Genomic DNA, 20840 nt, shown 5'->3' with positions numbered 1-20840 from the left:
CCGCTATCCTTAACGATACAAGCATAGCAATGTCTGCGGATATTGATCCCCCGGCGCCAGAGGACAGTTTTCATGGTTGACAGCACCAGCTCAAGCACTACCACCAACCCCGGTTCCAGCATCATCAACTCGCTGGGCGGCGGTTCGGGTATTGATTCAGCGTCACTGATCAAGCAACTGGTGGAAATCAACAAGACACCGGAACTGAATCGTCTTACCTCTCGCCAGACACTCCTTGAAACCCAGATTTCAGACTTCGGCTTGCTGCGCAGCTCTTTTGCGACCTTACAAACCGCCGCCAATGCGCTCGCCAGCCCCGATACCTTCAATGCCAAAGCGGTCTCCATCCCCGACACCTCATTGCTGGGCATTACCAAGCTGGACGCGAAGGCCGTAGCGGGCGACTACCGTTTGAAAGTCGAACAGATTGCACAGGCCCAATCCGTCAGCTCAGGTTCTTACAGCAGCGTTAACGACGCGGTAGGCAAGGGCACGTTGACACTGCGGTTCGGCAGTTGGAATGAAACGCTCGATGAATTCTCGGTAAACACCGCCAAGAGCGGGGCAACCATCACCATTGACGACACCAACAACACGCTTAGTGGTTTGCGCGACGCGATCAACGAGGCCGACATTGGTGTTCAGGCAACCATCGTGAGTGATGGTGGCTCTTATAAATTATTGTTGACCGCACCTTCTGGTGAAGCGAATGAGATTGAGCTGACCGCAGCAGAAGATGGCGGCGCACCGGGTTTGGCAAATTTCAATTTCAATACATCCAATCAGGCATTGGTCCAAGAACAAGGCGGCGCTAATGCCTTGGTGCGTGTAAACGGTTTGTTATTGACGCGCGAGTCCAATCACTTGACTGATGTGATTGAAGGCATGGAGTTTGACATCTTCAACAGCTCGCCGACTGAAACGGTGAGCATCAATATTTCGGCCGACAAAAGTATTGCCGAAACCGCGATTCGCGATTTTGTGGAAACTTACAACACCTTCCTTGGCGAAGTCGAAAAACTGGTTGGCTTTGATGAAGAGTTGGGTGAGTACGGCAGTTTACGCCAGGACCCTTTGGCCAAAAATTTACTGCAAAGTATTCGCTCCATGATGACCGGTTCAGTGGCCGGTATCACCAATGGTTTTGATTCCTTATCTACCTTGGGTATTCGCACCGAGTTAGACGGTACATTGAAGATTGTGGAAGACGGAACCAACACCGATTTCCGTGCCGCTATTGATAAAAACTTTGATGCGGTAAGGGATTTGTTCACGCCCAAAACTTCCTCATCGAACAGCCTGCTGGATGTCACTGCCTTCAGTGGTGCGAGTCAACCTGGCAGCTATGAAGTGGTTATTACTCAACAGCCGGAGAAAGGGCAGTTTATTGCCGGCGCGATGACATTTCCGATTGACACAACCGGAAAAGATTACAGCTTTAATGTGGTTGTGGACGGTGTGAGCGCCGCTACCATCACGCTACCAGATGGCAAGGTTTACGCCAGCGGTGCAGAGTTGGCAGCAGAGATGCAGTCGTTAATCAACCTCGATTCCGAGGTTAAAAACGGCCGTGTCGGTGTACAGGTCGCATTTAATACCAATACTAACCAGCTCGAATTTACCTCTAACGCCTATGGTGCCGCGAGCAATGTCTCCTTCACCAGCGTAGGTGCCGATATGGCAGACCTGGGCATTGGTGTCGGTATCGGTACAGCCGGTAAAGATGTTGCGGGCACTGTGGACGGTGTTGAAGCATTTGGTTTTGGCAACGTACTGCTTCCTGCTATTGGCAGCAAGGCTGAAGGCTTGAGCATGTTGGTGACTCCGGGTGTAACCAACGCGACCATTGGTTTCTCGCGCGGTTTTGCCGGACAGATGGACAGCCTGATCAATGACTTCCTGAAAAATTCCGGCTTGATCAAAGGTCGCGAAACCAATATCGATAAAGAAATCGATAATGTCGAAGAAGATATGGAGCAACTGGAGCGCCGCAGTGAGGCTTATCGGTTGCGTTTGCAATCGCAGTTTATCGCTATGGAGTCCATTGTACGCAGCCTGAACAACACGGGCAGCTTTCTTGATGGGTTAGTGGATCGCTTGCCTTTCACGTCGCAAAATAATTAATTGAAACACTCTTTAAATTTTCTGGCTGCCTAAAGTTCAACTCACGTAGGCCGCTAACTTCGGTAAGCAAAGCAGTTCCGTTGCAGTTATCACCGGCAAGAGAAAACTCTATGAATTCGTATCAGGCAGCAAAAAGTTATTCGTCCTTGAAAGTGCATTCCGGTGTGGCGGATGCCTCACCGCATCGTTTGATTCAAATGTTGTTTGAAGGCGCCCTTGAGCGTATTGCCCAAGCCAAAGGTGCCATGCTGCAAAATCAAATTGCACGTAAAGGCGAATTAATTGGCAAGGCTGTCAACATCGTTGGTGGGTTGCAGGGTAGTTTGAATGATAAGGAAGGTGGCCAATTGGCTGCCAATCTCGATGACCTTTACGATTACGTGATTCGTCGTTTAACCGAAGCGAATTTTCACAACGACCCTGAGCGTCTGGACGAGTGCGGGCGTTTGCTGAATGAAATCAAAACTGCCTGGGATGCCATTGCAACGGAGGTGTGAGATGGCTGTGACTCTGGTTCCTGATCCGGACTACGCCGGCATCCACGGCGTGATGCAGTTACGCAGCTTGCAACATGAGATGGCCGCTGCACTGCAAGCCAGCGACTGGATGAAACTGCGTCGATTGGATCAATCCTGCCCGTTACTGGTGGACAAAGTCATCCAGGCAAATCGTCATACCGGGCAGGCTGGTTTAATCGTCGCCCTGAAAGAATTAAAAGCCGTATATGCCACCGTGATTGATCGTTGTCGCCAGCAAGTGGCGGCGATGGCTATCTGACACGCTTTCCAGACCCTCCCGCTATTTGCTGCTAGGCTTAGAGTTGCTTATAAAAGACTAGTCATCAACGGGAGGCCCGCATGTCCAATTACAACCCCACCGAAGCCCTCAAACAATATCGCCAACTCGGCCTGGAAGTTGAAGTCAGCAGCGCCTCTCCCCATCGTCTCATCCAATTATTATTCGAAGGTGCTCTGGCTCGGCTGGCGGCAGCGAAAGGCGCCCTGGAGCGCGGCGATATTCCTAACAAGGGCAAATATCTGGGTCAGGCGATCAGCATCATCGGCGGTTTGCGCAATAGCCTGGATATGAACGTGCCGGGCGAACTGCCGGGTCAACTGGATAGCCTCTACGAATACATGGAAGCGCGTTTGCTGGAAGCCTCACATCAGAACGACATCAGTATGGTCACCGAGGTCACGGAACTGCTCAAGACCGTCAAATCCGGCTGGGATGGGATTGCCCCCTAAGCCAAACACTGCCAAAATCGCCAATTTTTCGACGTACATCACATTTTGAGTGTGATGCACGGCTAATTTTTGACCTCATTGATCGAGGCAACCCCAGGCGTCATTTATTTGACCAAGCCATTATTCTGGTCTATTACTTAGTGGCGCTAGTCACTTGTTTGACTCGAAAGCATGGTTTGCTTGTGGCGGGGTATTGTCCAAGGGTGGCTGTTTTTCCCACTGAAAACGACATAAGGTCATAGCGGTATGTGGCGTAATAATAAAGTATTGGTGATCGACGATGATCAACAACGTCGACACGATTTGAAGATTTTGCTCGACTTTATCAGTGAAACAAGCCTCGCTACCCCAGCCTCTGAATGGCAAGCGGCGGTTAACACCGAAGCGGGAAGCGAAGATTATGCAGCGGTGTTTATCGGTAACTATCACTCTGCCAAACAGGGGCTGGATCAGTTACTGAAAGACATACGCCAATGGAACGATGAGCTCGCTGTGGTGATGGTCGGTGATGAGACGTCCATTGCTGCTGGCCTTGAAGATTCGTTGCGGCATATGATCATTGCCACGCTCTCCGTGCCTCCCACCTACAATAAATTGGTCGACACACTTCATCGCGCCCAGCTCTATCGCGAAGCCCAATCCGTCAGCAAACGCCAACCGCAGCGCCGCCCGGTGCACCTGTTTCGCAGCCTGGTCGGTACCAGCCGCGTGATCCAGAATGTGCGTGAGATGATGTCGCAAGTAGCAGATAAAGATGTCTCAGTATTGATAACCGGCGAATCCGGTACGGGTAAAGAAGTGGTCGCCCGCAACCTGCATTACAACTCCCCGCGTCGTGATAAACCCTTCGTGCCGGTAAACTGCGGCGCAATCCCCGCCGAATTATTGGAAAGCGAATTATTTGGTCATGAAAAGGGCGCTTTCACCGGTGCAATTAATTCCCGCGCCGGCCGCTTTGAATTAGCGGAAGGCGGCACATTATTTCTCGATGAAATTGGCGATATGCCGCTGAACATGCAGGTAAAAATTCTGCGTGTGTTACAAGAACGTTGCTTTGAGCGGGTAGGGAGCAATAAAACGCAAAGTGTCGATGTCCGTGTGATTGCCGCGACGCATCGCAACCTGGAAGGCATGATCAGCGATGCTCGTTTCCGCGAAGATTTATATTATCGGCTCAATGTTTTTCCCATCGAATTGCCCGCGCTGAAAGAACGCAAAGAAGATATTCCGCTATTGATTAATGAACTCGTCTCACGCATGGAAAGTGAGCAGCGCGGTTCTATTCGTTTTAACTCCGCTGCGATTATGTCGCTGTGCCATCATGAATGGTCAGGCAATGTGCGTGAGCTCGCCAACCTCGTCGAGCGTATGGCGATCATGCATCCCTATGGTGTCATTGGTGTGCAGGATTTGCCGGCCAAATATCGCCATGTCGATTTAACCGATGAAGAATTTATCCCGCAAGCACAAACAGCAGCCCTAAACGGCAACGCCAGTTACGTCAGTATGAACGACACGCCTTTGCTACCAGAGCAAGGCATCGATTTGCGCGAATATATCACCAACCTGGAACGCGATTTAATTCAACAGGCGCTAAATGATTGCGGCGGTGTTGTCGCCCGCGCGGCAGATCGGCTTTGTATTCGACGTACTACCTTGGTGGAGAAGATGCGGAAGTATGATTTGCAGCGGTGAGATTTAGGATTTTAAACTCTCGATCAAGGCAAATCTTTATTAAGCATAATGAAAGTTAATTTCATTGTGCTTGCTTCCCGTTGAAAATCCGGAAGAGAACGGATGACCTTCTTACAACTTTTAACAGATACCTGCCTCCAAAATGAGTAAAAGCAATGGTATACCGTTGCTTGTAAGGGACAATTCACTAATTTTGGTTATAACTTCCGTACTATTTTTTAACACCATCACACTCCCTTTATGTGACCTCTGTCATACTTTGCGCCGTTTGCCCTGAAACCGCCCGGTCTCAAGGTTGTCGCAAAAAATCACGTTTTGTTACAGGAGTACTACTCGTCATGACGATTGTTCAAAGCCCGCAATCATGGATCAAACAAACCTTTTTCATAGGAATTATTGCGGCATTGACCGCTTGTGGCGGAAGCGGTGGCGGTGGCAATGAACCACCGATTACTCCACCGGATACTACGCCGAATGCGTTTACCTTGAATGTAGTCGCTGATGCAGAGCCGGGTGAGGATGTGGTTTCCGAGCCTATCACCGTCGGTGGTATTAATGCGCCTGCGGCAATCAGTGTTGAAGGGGGTCAATATTCGATCAATGATGGTGGCTACACCAGCAGCGCTGGCACAGTGACTAACGGCCAAATGGTGACTGTCAAAGTCGTGGCATCAACGAGCCTGGAAACCGATTCTAGCGCCACGTTGAACATTGGCGGTGTGACCGGCACATTTGTAGTGACAACCCTCGCCGATACAACGCCCCCCACTGCACAGATTACTTTCCCCCCACCCATGTCCATGAAAGATGCAGAAACCATCTTGGTACGTGGTGTTGCAAACGATGATTACAGTGGCATCAAGAGTTTGATGGTAAATGATGCTGAAGCGGTATTCAGTGATGATACCAATTGGACAGCGACCGTGACTCTGGCTGAAGGCGAAAACCAGCTTGTTGTTGAAGTGGTGGATGATGCAGATAACGTTAATGAGACTGCGAGTTCTGTGGTGATTCATCGTGCTGAGGAGGCTGGAGAATTTCCTGATGAGAACAATCCAATTACTTACGGAAATCATTTGACCTTTGATAAAGCGAACAATCGTATATTAGTCACGAATTTTGAATATGTGGACGGAATTTCCGCAGTCATCGCTGTGGATCTTCTCACTGGTGTAAGAACGATTTTGTCAGGCCCAGATACTCCGAATACTGAAAATACATTTCTGCGTCCAACCGGAATTGTTGTTGATGCAGATGCTGATAGAAATCGTGCCCTGGTTCTGGATCAAGGTAGGAAAATTATTGTGGTGGATCTGGCGGATGGTACTCGGACTTTACTAAGTGATGGTGAAACTCCTGATGATCAACAGCCCATCCTAAGCGCTCCGGCCAATATTACTCTTGATCCAAACGATCCAAATATTGCATATATTGTTGATGAAGATGTACCTAATGTGCAAAAGATCGATCTTGCTTCTGGAAAGAGAACGCTGGTTTCTGATAATTCGCATGAAGGGATAGCATTTGTAGCTCCAAACTCAATTTTGGTTGATGTCGAGAACAATCGTGCGCTAGTAGGAGATGGTGACGCGACTACAGCTGCTTTGTTTTCTGTTGATTTGGAAACTGGAGACCGTGAAGTCATTTCTGATCTTGAAAATCCACAACCCGGCTTACCACTTTATGGTGCGCGTGCTATGGCGAGCGATAACCTGGCTGAATATGTATTTTTTGATTCTGGTCTAAATGGCATTCTTAAAGTTAATGTAAATACGGGAGAGCGGGAGAGCTTTTTTGATCCTTTTTCTACCTCACCGGCTAATGTTGTGCATAGTCTTTACCTGGAACCTGGTTTTTCTTACCTGTTTTATCTGGATAATAGAACTCAAGGTGTATATGCCGTTGATTCAAAAAGTGCTGAGTATGTAGTCATTTCAAAATCACAGACACCTGATTAAGAAAGTTTTTATTGCCAGCCTTAAAGGGCTGGCATCTTCAACATCATGCTCAGATGATAGGCAAAAAGGAAGTTCGGGATAAAGAAACATTTCAAAAAATCACCGGAAAATTTCGAGAAGAAAAGCAATTGATACTCTCTCTCAAAAATTACTTTCTGTTCGAATTTGAGCTGCGTGTTGATGGTGATTAAATACTAGTAACCATCCTGTCTTATTAATGCAGAAATATTCCCCATGAAAAAATCTATCCATTCCCGTAAAACGCTATGTGTGGCAATCGCTGCAGCATCGCAACTAATGATTGCGTCCCAGACATTAGCTGGCCCGGAGGGTGGAAAGGTTGTGGGTGGGAGAGGCTCCATTGATCAGTCAGGGTTAAATACAACAGTTCAGCAACAAACGGATCGCATGGCAATTGACTGGCAGAGTTTTGATGTGGCTGCCGATGAGCGGGTCCAGTTTATTCAACCATCATCTTCATCTTTGGCACTAAATCGAGTGTTGAGCCACACCGGCTCTGAGATCCACGGCCGCATTGAAGCTAATGGGCATATCTTGTTGGTAAATCCAAATGGTGTTTTCTTTGGAGAAAATTCGCATATTAATGTTGGTGGGATGATAGCTAGTGGTTTAAGCATAGATCCGGCGGATTTTATGAATGGAGAATTCACGCTGACTGCATTGGAAGGTACCGAGGGCGCGGTGATTAATTCAGGGATTATCAATGCAGCCACAGGCGGCTCAATTTCCCTGATTGGGCAACAGGTGAAAAATGAGGGCATGATTTCTGCGAGGTTGGGTGCAGTAAATCTTGCCGCAGGAAAAGAGGCCGTTGTCACCTTTGATCCGCAGGGATTAGTTGGTGTCCGAGTTACGAAAGAGGTGTTGCAGGATGAGTTGGGAGTAGATGCTGCTCTAATCAATAATGGGGAGATATCTGCTGAAGGAGGCAGGATTTTATTAACTGCCAGTACCAGCCAGGATATTTTTTCTCAGGCTGTTAATCGTGGCGACCTGGATTCTGCCGGTAGTGTAGTCGTGCACGACGATGGAAGTTTTACCTTGGGGGCAGGTGCCGACGTGGTTAATGCAGGCACAATCGATGTGTCCAGTGATACTCACAACGCTGGGCAGGTAGCAATTATTGGTGAAAATGTTACTAGTAGTGGCGTAATTTCAGCAGATTCCAAATATGCTTCTGCCGGCTCTGTTGAATTGCACGCGTTATCAACAGCCTTACTAACAGAGAACAGCCAAACATCTGCCGTTGCTAAAGAAAATAAAAAAGGCGGTGAGGTAAAAATACTTGGTCATCATGTTGGTGTGCTGGACCAAGCTCGCATAGATACTTCCGGGGCAACTGGTGGTGGCAGTGTGCTCATCGGTGGAGATTTTCAAGGAAAAAACAATCAAGTTAGAAATTCCCATCGTACATACATTGCGGAAGAAACAAATATCTATTCTGATGCATTGACCAGTGGTGATGGGGGTAAGGTAATAGTTTGGGCTGACGAAATTACTCGGTACTATGGAAGTATTTTTGCTCGTGGCTTAAAGAGTGGTGCAGGCGGGTTCGCCGAAATTTCCGGGAAAGAACAACTGGATTTCAATGGTTATGCTGATTTGTCGAGTGATATCGGCAAGGGAACTCTTTTGCTTGACCCTACCAATTTAACAATAGTCGGTTTCGGTGGATCTGATGATTTAAGCACGGGGATATTTGAATATGATGATGAAGCTGATGTTGGTATAAATGCAAGTGCAATTGTTACGGCTTTAGGCTCTGCAGATGTTATTTTACAGGCAACAAATAGCATTAACGTTAACGCTGATATTTCAGCTAACCAAGGCAACGAAAATGATCTAACTTTCCAAGCGGGAAATACCATTAGAGTAGACGCGAACATTAATTTACGAGCAGGCGACATAAACTTCGTCTCAGGCATTAATGGCTGCGGAGAGGTTGATTGTGCCAGCTCTACAGGAAGGAACTTCAGCCTTATTTCTTCCAGATCATTAAATACTACAGGTAACATTAGCATTAAAGCCGCTGATAATATTACGATTAGCGGAGTTATTGGTAATAACTTCACTAATTCAGTTTCTATCCAGGCAGGTAATAACATAGTCGTTGATTCATCCTCCTCAGTTACTGCAGATCTCAATTCCGGTGGAGCACCTACCATTCTACTCGCTGCTGGAGACGTTTCTCTTTCAGGTGGTGAAAACCCAGAACTGGTTGCTCCTTATATCGGTAGTGGTGCCTCAGTAATTGGTAATCTAAGTATCAACGGATCTCTAACCACAAACAGCGGAGACATATTTTTATCAGCTACTGGTGATGTGGCTGATCGGTTTAACACTGGCGTCGTTGATATCCGCAATAGCTTAACAACCAGTGGCGGCAATATCTTTGTTGTAAACAGCGGGAGGTTTACCAATAGTTTTAACAATGGAGATTATGCGCTAAATACCAGAGCCAGCGGTGGTGCCGGGGATATCTCTATTATTTCTGGTGGCGATATTGAGCTTGGTTCCGTGAATTTTAGTTATCCACCTGGTACGCCTACGACAGAAAGTGGTTCGGTGACAGCAGAAGCCGGGGGAAATTTTACTCTTACGCGTACATTGGCATATAACGATATAGGTCCGCGTAATGACAATGGTCAACCATATGGTCATGATGATCAACCATTCTTAAATTTCTCCGCTAACGGTAACGTTACAATTGAAGAGAAAATATATGATTCAATCTCGGATGCCAGAGACTCGTTAAACATTACATTGACTGCAGACAAGGATAATAATGGTAGTGGTGGAGTGTTTATTGATGATGATATTTACACTTCCGGTGGGAATTTCACGGCATCAGGTAATACATTTACCTCCGCAGGTCAGATTATCAACACTGATGATGCAGACGATGATGATAATGGAAGCTATTCATTGGGAGGGGATGTCAGCATTTCGGCAAGCTCTTCAATAGTCTTGGGCATTATTAAAACTGATGCAAATTGCTCGGCAGGAACCTGTTCAGGCAATCTGACAATATCTCGCAGATCCTCACCTCTGCCTATTTCACAAATGAACGTTACCCAAGCCAGTGGCGAACTAACAATCAATGGCCGCACGACCATTGATGTTGGAAGCTTGGGGAATGTCACTTTCACAGACGATGACAATAGTTTCACCGGTGGCTTTGTTTTAACGAGCGCAAGGGATGTCAATATTACCGATTCGGAAGGAGGCATCACGTTAAATGGTGTGAATGTTCGCGATTTGACACTTACAGCGACGAACGGCGGAATCTCTCAAGCTAGTGGGTCAAGCATTGTAACCCGGGATGCCAGGTTATCGGCAGGTGGATCGAATAACACCATCGTGCTGAATGGACAGACTAATGATTTTACTGGAACTGTGTCGGCAAATACCAACGACGGTGACATTAGGTTGCGAGATGTGGACAGTTTTATATTGGGCTCCATTACTTCTGATGGCGGCGACATTACATTAAGTGCAGGTTTGATACTCAATGAAGGGCGCAGTATCGATGCAAGTGATGGCGGTTCACGGGGTGATGTCGAAATCACCGGAACAATTGATTCTACTAATCTAAGCTCTTTAACGATTACGGCAGATGACATTACTTTTGGTGGAAATATTGGTGCGACCAATCAGCTGGGTGGTATCACGTTATATGCTCAAGGTGATGTGGATGCCGGCTCCAGTTCTATTGCTGCTACTTCATTAACGGCCAATGATGTTGATAGTTTTACGGCAGGCAATATTACTACTTCCAGAGCAGGTGCAGTGGGTGGTTCAATCAATATCACCAGTGACGGTGCTATTGCATTGGGTTCTCTGAATACACAAGGTCTTGGCAATACGAATGGCGACGGACATGGTGGTGGCAGTGTCATTCTGAATGGCAGTCAAGTAAATATCGGCGGAATTAATACATCGGGTGCTGATGCTGGCGCGGTATCAGGAGATCCTTCAGTAATGGGGGCATCGGGTACTGGTGGAGTTATCACTATCACAGCTGGTTCGTCAGTGAGCTTGGGTGGTGATATTAATGCTAACCATGGCGATGCAGCGGGCCAGGGAAGCGTTAATGTCAATCTCGACCAGGCTGGCAATATCGTGCTGGCACATACCGATTTTTTTACCTCAAATGTGACCCTTAATGGCAGCGGGCAAACTGATACGCTCAGCGGGTTTAATATCGCGAGCGACTGGGTTACAACGTCGACCAACAGTGGGCGAATAGACAGCGCCACAGGCACAGGCGGGCGAGTTACTTTTAACAGTTTCGAGAACCTTCACGGTGGTTCAGACGCAGATGAGTTTACGCTCAATCACAATATAAGCGGTCGTGTCAGAGGTGGTGATGGTGATGATAGATTTAATATCGGTGCCACCATTGACGGAGATATCTTTGGTCAAGGTGATAACGATATCTTTTTTATAACCTCAACAGGTGATGTATCAGTAGATCTTTTTGGTGAGGCAGGTGATGACACCATTCAAGGTCCGAATCGCGCGAATGCCTGGTCTATCACAAATGGTGTGAGCAGTTTGAATAACAATATCCGGTTCTCCGGAGTCGAAAATGTGACTGGCGGAAATCAACAGGATATATTTCGTGGCGAGATAGAAAATTTTATCAGTACCGGTTCAATTGATGCAGGAGGCGGTTTAACCGATACAGTAATTGTTGCAGATAACCTGGAGCTTGATCTCGCCGGGGATGTAAGCGGCGTTTTTAGAGGTGTTACCAACGCTGAAATTATCAGTAGTGAAAATGTAAATGGCGGCACCTTAACGGTAAACTCAGCAGCAGGAATGGCAGTCAATTGGGGAATTGAGAACGTTGATGATATTGGCACTATAGACAACGAAGGCACAATCAGCTACATCGCCAACGAAACCTCTCAAAGCATCATCTTCACCAACTTCGCCAACCTCATCGGCGGCGACGGCAACGACATTTTTAGTTTCTCAGGCAACAGCACAATCACCGGCTCAATCAATGGCCGCAACGGTGTCAATCAAGTTGATATCAGCGGCGCAACACGTGCGCATCAAGTGGGATTTGGTACCAGTGGCGGCGATGCCAGCATTCACCTCACCAATATCCAGCGCGTAGTGGGTAATGATTATGACGAGACGCGCTTAATTCTTGCATCAGGCAATAACACCTGGAACATCACCGATTTTGATGCAGATGGCACGGTTGCTAATGGTGTGAATGATGGCGTTATTACCGCCACGAACTTTGAGGTAGAGTTCATTGACTTTCACAGTCTGGTTGGCGGTTCCGGTTCAGACCACTTTGTTTTTGCTTCGGAAAATCCTGGCCGTATTAGCGGCAGCGTCGATGGTGGCGGTGGAGCGGATAACTCCATCACCGGGCGCGATGCAAGTAATGCCTGGATAATAGCGGCGGATACCGGCGTGAGCATTACAGCAGATGCTGTTGAATATCTCGTGGCCTCTTCCAATATTCAACGCCTCCAGGGCGGTAGTGGGCAAGATGTTTTTACCATCAATACTGATATTGCTTCTATTTTGGGCGGAGAGGGTAGCGACCGATTTGTAGTGGGTACCAATGGCCGTGCTGACACTCTTGATGGTCAGGATGGCGACGACACACTTGTTGGTCGTAACGATAATAACGAATGGAACATTAATGACCGCGATCTTTCCATAAACAATGGCCCGACCTACATCGAACAGTTTGTGGGTATGGAAATTCTTCAGGGCGGTTCGTCAACAGATGAATTTATTATCAATAATAATTTTGTCGGTACGCTAAACGGTGGTGCCGGCGATGATACCTTTCGTGTATTTAACAATGGCGCAGTCACCCTTATCGACGGCGGCACGCATACCAACGGCGATACGCTGGATTTAACCGGTGCTGGCAACAACCTCAGCGTTGCGCTCAATGAAACAACAGATGCTGATTTCAATGCGCTTAACATTGAAAGAGCTGATGCCAACAGTAATGCTAACCATACGTTAATTGGCAGCAACTCAGCGCCAAACGAATGGAATATTCTCGATGTAAATGAAGGCACGTTAAACGGGACCTTCGATTTCTCAGGTTTTGCTAATTTGATGGGCGGCGATCTGGTTGATGAATTTATCTTCGCCAATAGCAATGCCAGTATTACAGGTGTTATCAACGGTGGCGGTGGCGCCAGTGTCGATCTGGTGAATCTTGTTGCCAGAGGCAGCGATAGCCGTGTTCAGGTGCTTGAGGCAGGTGACGGTGCAGTAGCTAACAGTATTAATGTTCTGGGTATTGAAGAGATAACTGCTGACGCAGACTTTAATAATATTCTGGTAGCGAGTGACCGTGAAAATACCTGGCAAATAACCGGTACCAATACCGGCACCTTCAATAAAACAGAAACAGCAGCAGGTTTAACCTTTACCAACTTCCAGAATGCGGTGGGGGGGAATCAGGATGATACCTTTAGTTTTGTGGCTAACGGCAATTTAACCGGCACGGTGGACGGTGGGGCGCATGTTGATGGTGATAGCGTCGATAAAAGCCTGGCCAATGATGCCGATGTGCGCTTGGCTGATGTCAATGGTGCGGGTTTTATTAATATTGAGCGTTACATAGGTAACAATGCCGACAGTACTATTTTTGGTGATAACGGTAATAACAATTGGGTGTTGGGTGCTGAACAAAATAGCGTCGTCATTAATGACAACATTTCCTTCGAAGGCTTTGCTAATTTACAAGGTGGCACGGGGCGCGATACGTTCAGGCTCGGCCAGGGTTTATTAACTGGCTCTATCCGTGGCGGTGATAACAATGACACCTTTGTTGTTAATGGCGGTACGGTACAAGGTGGCATTTATGGTGATGCGGGCGACGATACCCTGACGGCGGATATTTCGGCTGGTGCCGTGGGCGGTGTAAATTTTGTGGGTGGCGATAACACAGACCAATTGATTATCAGTGGGGGTAACGAAAACTATACCGCGCTTCACAATACCACCAGCGCAGGTGGTGAATTGGTATATACCGATGCGGCCGGTAATAACTACACGGTATCCTTTGAGCAGGTTGGCCAGGTAAACGATAACCTGCGTGCGGCTTCCTTGATGGTCAACGGTACCTCGACGGAGGATGTGTTTACACTGACGAACAACCGCTATCGTTTGAACACTCTGACCGATATAAATTACACCAATAAGAATAATCTGGTGATTGCGGCGGCGAGCAATGATCAAATTAATATCGAAGGCGTCGTGAATGTAACCAATTCATTAACCTTGCGTAACGCCCGTGTCACGGCTAATAGTGCCGGGCTGATTACCGCCAACAGTCTGCGTCTTGATGGAACGGCACAAGTAGGCAGCGCTGACAACCGTTTGATTACCAATGTGAATAGTCTTTATGTCACCGCAGCGAGTGGCGGCATTTACTTGCAAGAACAAAATGCACTGGACGTTGCAGAGTTGTCTTCCAACAATCTCGTTGATCTACGCTTGGGCGGCAACTTGACCAGCAGTACGCCGTTGATTTTTTCGCGTGACTTTATTGCGAATACAACCGGCGGTGACATTATTCTGACCGGCGAAAATGAACTGACCGGTAACCTGTCTTTTACGTCAAATGGCTTGGTGGAGTTGCGCAATAGTTCTGCAACCAACCTCGGTGATATTCAAGCGCAAAACCTGACGATTGATTCTACCGGTGCCATCAATGGCACGGGTGTTCTGACCATTAATGGGCTTGCCGAATTTGCTACCGCTGGCGACGTTGTCTTGACCAATGCCAACAATAATTTCAACTCTGTGCGAATTAATTCAGCGAATGCTGTAACACTACAGGATAGTGATCTCTTGTCATTGACAGGAGCAACAGCTAATGGAGCGGTTGATCTGACCGCTCAGAGTATCGCTGTGAATGGTGTGGTGGATGTCGGCTCTCTGGCGCTGAACGCGGGTGAAGAAATATCCCTGGGTAGTACCATTACCACCACAAACGATATGACCATCACGGCGCAGGGATTGGTGACCCAGCAAAGTAATGTGTTGAGTGAAACAGGTGATATCACGGTTAACGCCAGCCAGTTTACGATGAACTCTGGTACACAAATCGCAGCATCTGCCGGAAATGTTAATGTCAACACAAGTGGCGATATGACAGCTCGCAGCATCACGGCGGCCGGTGATGTAAATCTTGATATTGGTGGCACTACCCAAATTAATGATTTGATTCGTTCCACAGCCGGTAGCATCAATTTAACAAGTAATAACAATATGAATCTTGCAGGCAACCTGGAAGCCAACAATGACATTGTATTGCAATCACTCAGCAGCGGTATTCAGCAGCAAGGCCAGCTAAGCACGCAGCAAGGTAATATCACCCTGACTGCCGCAGGTGACATTGCGATGGGAACTAACGCTGTGGCAACGGCAGCCAGCGGCGGTATTACTTACACAGGTTCTTCCATCGCTGCTACATCGTTTATCGCAGAGGCCGGTACTGTCACACTTTCAGCAACCCGTGGTGCCATCACCGATGGTAATGGCGATAGCGTCAACGTAACCGCTAATCGATTAGTGGCTGATGCGCTGACCGGTATCGGTGCGGAGAACCGTTTTGAAACCATGATCAGCGAGCTGTCGCTGAGCAATAACACCGGTTTGGTTGATCTGCAAAACGGCCAAGCACTCACGATCAATCGTCTTCATTCCAATGGTGATGTTGTTCTTCATAATCTCGCGGGCGATATTACCTTGGATAATACATCGGGTACGTTATACGACCAGAGTCAAACCGACTCACGTTTGGCTGGTGGTACGGCAAATGCCAATTATGAAATTGGTACGCTGACGATCAATGTGGCTAACGGTAATTTGTTGGGTAGTAATGATCCCGGCCCGAATATCCAAAATCCGGATATCGTCGCCCGTTCAGCCGTACTCACGACACCCGTCGGCAGTATCGGCAGTCCGGATCGCATGCTGGTGATTTACGTGAAGGATTATTTGTTTATCGGCGGTGCGCGAAGCTGGGGGCCTCTGTGGGGCTTCGATACCAGACCGACTACGGTAGATAACCAGGCCACTATTCAAGGCAGCCTGTCTGACTTACTCGCGTCGGGTAATGAACAATTGGTGGAAGTAGAAACGCTGGACGAAGTTGATCCCGCCGTATTCACCAATGTCAGAAATTATTTCTACGATGATATTGCGATTATGCTGCCGCGTGATCAGCAGTATTATGATGAGGAAGATGAATAATTTCTAAAGCAAAAAAAAGCCGCTGTTACAACAGTAATAGCGGCTTTTTTATAACTCAGTAATTACTCAACGATTACCAGATGCCTGCGTCTTTCCCCGATGCTCTGAGTGAGCACGTTTAGGTGCAGACGTATGTTTAGCAACGGAAGAACCGGTTTTCGCCGGCTTTTTATGTTGGGAGTTTGAGGAACCAGGTTTGCGCGGTGCCTGGGCACTTTTAGGCCGGTCACCGCTCTTGCGATTACTGTTTCTGCCGTTGCCATTCCCGCCACCGCTATTACCGCGACCGATGGTCATGTTGCGACCCAATTTGATCGGCTCTGCTTTGATGCTGGGGTCAGGTTCGAAACCGGGTAACACCACAACCTCAATGTCACGCTTAATTAATCGCTCAATATCGTGCAAGAATTTTTGTTCATCCACACACACCAGTGAAATAGCTTCTCCTTCGCATTCTGCGCGACCAGTACGACCGATACGGTGCACATAATCTTCCGGTACATTGGGCAATTCATAATTCACAACATGCGGTAACTGGTCAATGTCGATACCGCGCGCGGCGATGTCTGTGGCAACCAGTACACGAATGGTATTGCGCTTGAAATCTTCCAATGCTTTAGTTCGCGCGCCCTGACTTTTATTGCCATGAATCGCGGCAGCACTGATGCCATCTTCCATCAGTTGTTCTGTTAAGCGGTTAGCGCCGTGTTTGGTACGGGTAAACACCAGCACCTGTTGCCATTGACCGGACCCGATCAGGTACGACAGCAATTCGCGTTTGCGATGACGATCTACCGGATGTACGCGTTGGGTGACGCGCTCAGAAGCGGTGTTGCGACGCGCAACTTCGATCAAGGTGGGGCGGTTTAACAGTTTATCCGCCAGTGCTTTGATCTCGTCAGAGAAGGTGGCAGAAAACAGCAGGTTCTGGCGTTTTGCTGGCAAAAGTGCGAGGACTTTTTTGATGTCGTGGATAAAACCCATGTCCAGCATGCGGTCCGCTTCATCGAGCACCAGTACTTCCAGCTCATTTAATTTCACCGCGTTTTGCTGGACCAGGTCTAGCAAACGTCCGGGTGTGGCGACCAGAATATCTACGCCGCCGCGCAATTTCATCATTTGTGGATTAATGGAAACACCACCAAACACAACCGTAGCGCGTAAAGGCACGTACTTGCCGTAGGTGCGTACGCTTTCATACACTTGCGCCGCCAATTCGCGGGTGGGCGTGAGGATGAGTGCGCGTACCGGGCGGCGGCCGTTAGTGGTTTTTGTGGTTTGGCTGAGTTTTTCCAGCAGCGGTAAGGTGAAGCCGGCGGTTTTACCGGTACCGGTTTGTGCCGCTGCGAGAATGTCCCCACCGTTTAATACGGCAGGAATGGCTTGTAATTGAATAGGTGTCGGGGTGCTGTAGCCTTCATCAGCAATAGCACGCAGCAGTTCGGCTCGTAAGCCGAGGGAATCGAAAGACATAAGGTTTATTCCTGTCGCTCTGCCCACCAAACATCATTTGGCACGGTCCGGGAGAGCTGGAAGTGTCGCGGCAGATGATCTGAAAGATGGCAAGCTGCAGCGAAAAGGAGAGGCGACGCCGACCGAAGTGCGTCGTGCCGCGCATACTACGCACAAACCCGCGCAAACACCAGCGATAAATGAAATCATCGACGGCGGCTGACCTAGCCGCCGTCTTATAGCTTCCATTATTCCACTGCCGGCTCCGCGTCCGCAGGTTTACGCGACTTGGCCAAATGCAGGATAAACAGGCAAATTATGCTCAGGATCAGAAAACCACTGGTTACCGGCACCAGGGTGCCGTTGTACAGTTGGCCGATGGTGGTACCGATAACCATGGACATAATCGAAGAACTTGCGCCAATTATGGCCGATGCGATCCCGGCGACATGACCCATAGGTTCCATCGCCATGGCATTGATGTTGCCGAATACCAGGCCAAAGCAGAAAAATACTACAGCGGCGTAAATCAAAAACATCCACAAATTAACCGGCATCAGCATTTGCACCGCCAGGAAAATAGCGGAGCTGACAATCAACCCACGCACGGCGCGGCTACACAAATAATCCATGCCCCATTTTTCCACAAAGCGCGCATTCACCAGCGATGCCACACCAAACAACAATGCGAGCACACCGAAATAAACGGTGAATAATTTGCCGGTGCTAAACAGCTCCTGAAAAATTTGCTGTGATGAATTGAGGTAACCGACAAAACTGCCGAAAAATAATCCCATGCACAGGGTGTAGCACATGGTGTGGTAGTTGCCGATAACCTCTTTAAAACCTTCTATAAAACCGGTCGTGGAAAACGGAATGCGATGCGCTTTGGGCAGGGTTTCCTCCAACCGCATAAAAATCCACAAGCCGATAATCATCGCGTAAATAATGTAAAGCACAAAAATATAACGCCAGGAACTGACCAGCAACACCGCTTGCCCCAGGCTCGGCGCCAGCGCCGGCACCATGATAAAGATCAACATCACCAGCGACATGATGCGGGCCATTTCATTGCCTGTGTATTTATCGCGCACGATGGAGATAGCAGACACATAAGGGCCGGCAACGCCTAATCCCTGAATAAAACGCCCGAGCAACAGGGTATTAATATCCTGCGCAAAAAAGCAGATCAGACTGCCGACCAGAAACAGGCCGATACCGGCATAGAGGATTTTTTTGCGGCCCGTCGCATCGGACAGCGGGCCACACACCAACTGGCCCAGGGCCATACCCAAAAATAATGCGCTGATGATGTATTGCGCCTGGTTAGGGTGAGCGAGGGAAATATCCCGGCTGATGAATCCAAGCGCAGGCAATAAGGCGTCTATAGAGATGGCCACAATCGACATCAACAACGCGATCAACAGTGTAAATTCCCGCGCGGAAATACGGGACGGGGTAGGGTGAGTGGAGTAATCAGACATATAAAACTTCCGTTATCAAAGAGCTTACCTGACAGGCAACAGCAGCCTGGCCGACATCATACCCAAACTGGCCGCCAGTGGCTGTCAGTAAGTGTTAATGATTAGTCGATTAATAAGAGCCAAAATCGACGGCTCATGCGAAAAATATCGGACTATGCGAGCACGATTCAGCACAATCCATATCCCGAATATGGGATTGCCCTTGTAGCGGTTTTCCCATAAGCAGGACTCGTTATTAGGCGTGACTCACTATTTTCCAGCGATTTCAAGGCGTTATGAATTGGCACGGAAGCTGCCATAGAGATAGTGGCGTAGTGAGTGTTAAAAAACGGAGCCTTGATGGATATTGCAATTACCAGGACAAAGGTGCCCGCGACCAAACGAGTTGTTGTGGGATTGTTAATCATTCTGGGGTTGGGATCAGTGTTGCATTATCTCTGGCAACTCGCCCAGGCAGACATCAGCGTTGATCGTGACGAAGTGGTGATAGCGGAAGTCAAACATGGCGACTTCAGCGTTTCGGTCAGGGGTGCGGGCATCCTGGTGCCGGACAATATTCAATGGCTTTCGGCCAGCGTCGAAGGTGTTGTGGCGAAACGCGTGGTTAAGGCGGGGAATCTGGTGAATAAAGGCGATCCGATTGTTGTGCTGGATAATTCCCGGTTGGTACAACAACTGGCGGAAGCGGAGTGGGAGTTTGCGGCACTGGAGGCCGAATTGAGTGCTGCCCAGGCAGTGCAGGAATCCGGCCTCGAAGAACAGAAAGTCGAGATATTAAATGCCCGGCTCGATTATGAAAACAGTGTGTTGGAATATTCTGCCCGTGCAGAACTTATGAAAACCGGCGCCGTATCAAAACTGGATTATGAGCGCAGCCGCTTGACGATGAATCAGTACCAGCAGCGTTGGTTAAGCGCACAACAACAACTCACTACGCTTGAGAAAACCCTGGATGCGCAAAATGCCGCACGTGCTGCACGTTTGAATAAAGGCAGAAAAAGCCTGGAGATCATTCAACAGCAAGTCAATAACCTGGAGGTTAAAGCCGGTATGGACAGCATCGTATTGGAGATGCCGCTGATATCCGGTCAACGCGTAATGACGGGCGATAGTATTGCCAAACTCGCACAACAACATTCACTGATCGCTGAATTACAGATTCCGGAAATTCAGATACGCCAGGTGGTTGTCGGACAGCGTGTTATCGTAGATACCCGCAACAATAAAATCACCGGGCGAGTATCCCGTATTGATCCCGCTGTGCTCAATGGCAGCGTATTGGTTGATGTCACATTCACACAAGAACTGCCGGATGATGTAAGACCGGACTTAAGCGTCGACGGAGAAATCATGATCAGCGAAATCCCGGACGCATTTTATGTTGACCGCCCGCTGTACGCACAAAGCGACAGTCGTACCGCATTATTTAAACTCAGTGATGACGGAAAATTTGCTGAGCGCGTCGAGGTGAAGTTGGGACTCGGCTCGGTTAGCCAGATTCAGGTAATAGCGGGTTTGCAGGCGGGCGATAGAATACTTGTTTCAGATACTACCCGTTTTGAAACCTATCAGCGTTTTTATATCCATTGATCTACGTCCTAAAC

General features: G+C 48.3%; 10 protein-coding genes. 8 read left to right on the top strand and 2 right to left on the bottom strand.

Features of this window, described 5'->3' with window-relative positions; all coding sequences use genetic code 11:
- The first annotated feature begins 72 nt into the window (after positions 1-72).
- From fliD to CBR65_RS05215, 7 genes are all read left to right on the top strand, one after another.
- Positions 73-2124 (top strand): flagellar filament capping protein FliD, encoded by a 2052-nt coding sequence (gene fliD / locus CBR65_RS05245; RefSeq protein WP_087465881.1) that lies wholly within the window; start codon positions 73-75, stop codon positions 2122-2124.
- Positions 2125-2234: 110 nt separating this feature from the next.
- Complete coding sequence (gene fliS / locus CBR65_RS05240; protein WP_087465880.1) at positions 2235-2621, top strand: flagellar export chaperone FliS; 387 nt, start codon at positions 2235-2237, stop codon at positions 2619-2621.
- A 1-nt stretch (position 2622) separates the two neighbouring features.
- The gene (locus CBR65_RS05235; RefSeq protein WP_232461357.1) at positions 2623-2901 is read left to right on the top strand and encodes a hypothetical protein; all 279 of its coding nucleotides are present in this window, start codon (positions 2623-2625) and stop codon (positions 2899-2901) included.
- 80 nt (positions 2902-2981) lie between these two features.
- Positions 2982-3371, top strand: coding sequence for a flagellar export chaperone FliS (gene fliS, locus CBR65_RS05230; protein WP_087465879.1), 390 nt, complete (start codon positions 2982-2984; stop codon positions 3369-3371).
- Between the two features lie 246 nt (positions 3372-3617).
- A complete protein-coding gene (locus tag CBR65_RS05225; RefSeq protein WP_087465878.1) occupies positions 3618-5066 on the top strand; it encodes a sigma-54 dependent transcriptional regulator in 1449 nt (482 codons plus the stop codon).
- Positions 5067-5404: 338 nt separating this feature from the next.
- Entirely contained in the window at positions 5405-7024 is a 1620-nt protein-coding gene (locus tag CBR65_RS05220) for a hypothetical protein (protein WP_087465877.1), read from the top strand.
- Between the two features lie 234 nt (positions 7025-7258).
- Positions 7259-16300 carry a filamentous hemagglutinin N-terminal domain-containing protein gene (locus CBR65_RS05215; RefSeq protein ID WP_087465876.1) on the top strand — a complete coding sequence of 3014 codons (9042 nt, stop codon included), beginning with the start codon at positions 7259-7261 and terminating at the stop codon, positions 16298-16300.
- A 66-nt stretch (positions 16301-16366) separates the two neighbouring features.
- Here the strand turns inward: CBR65_RS05215 and rhlE are convergent, their stop codons facing one another.
- Both rhlE and CBR65_RS05205 read right to left on the bottom strand, forming a co-directional pair.
- Positions 16367-17773 carry an ATP-dependent RNA helicase RhlE gene (gene rhlE / locus CBR65_RS05210; RefSeq protein ID WP_087465875.1) on the bottom strand — a complete coding sequence of 469 codons (1407 nt, stop codon included), beginning with the start codon at positions 17771-17773 and terminating at the stop codon, positions 16367-16369.
- Between the two features lie 227 nt (positions 17774-18000).
- On the bottom strand, positions 18001-19236 hold the full coding sequence (locus tag CBR65_RS05205; protein WP_087465874.1) for a multidrug effflux MFS transporter: 1236 nt from the start codon (positions 19234-19236) through the stop codon (positions 18001-18003).
- 339 nt (positions 19237-19575) lie between these two features.
- On the opposite strand from CBR65_RS05205, the gene CBR65_RS05200 reads away from it, so the two are divergent.
- Complete coding sequence (locus CBR65_RS05200; RefSeq protein ID WP_087465873.1) at positions 19576-20826, top strand: HlyD family secretion protein; 1251 nt, start codon at positions 19576-19578, stop codon at positions 20824-20826.
- Positions 20827-20840 lie beyond the last annotated feature (14 nt).

It is taken from the genome of Cellvibrio sp. PSBB006 (genome assembly GCF_002162135.1).
Lineage (GTDB): Bacteria > Pseudomonadota > Gammaproteobacteria > Pseudomonadales > Cellvibrionaceae > Cellvibrio.
This window is presented reverse-complemented; position numbering and strand designations above follow the sequence as displayed.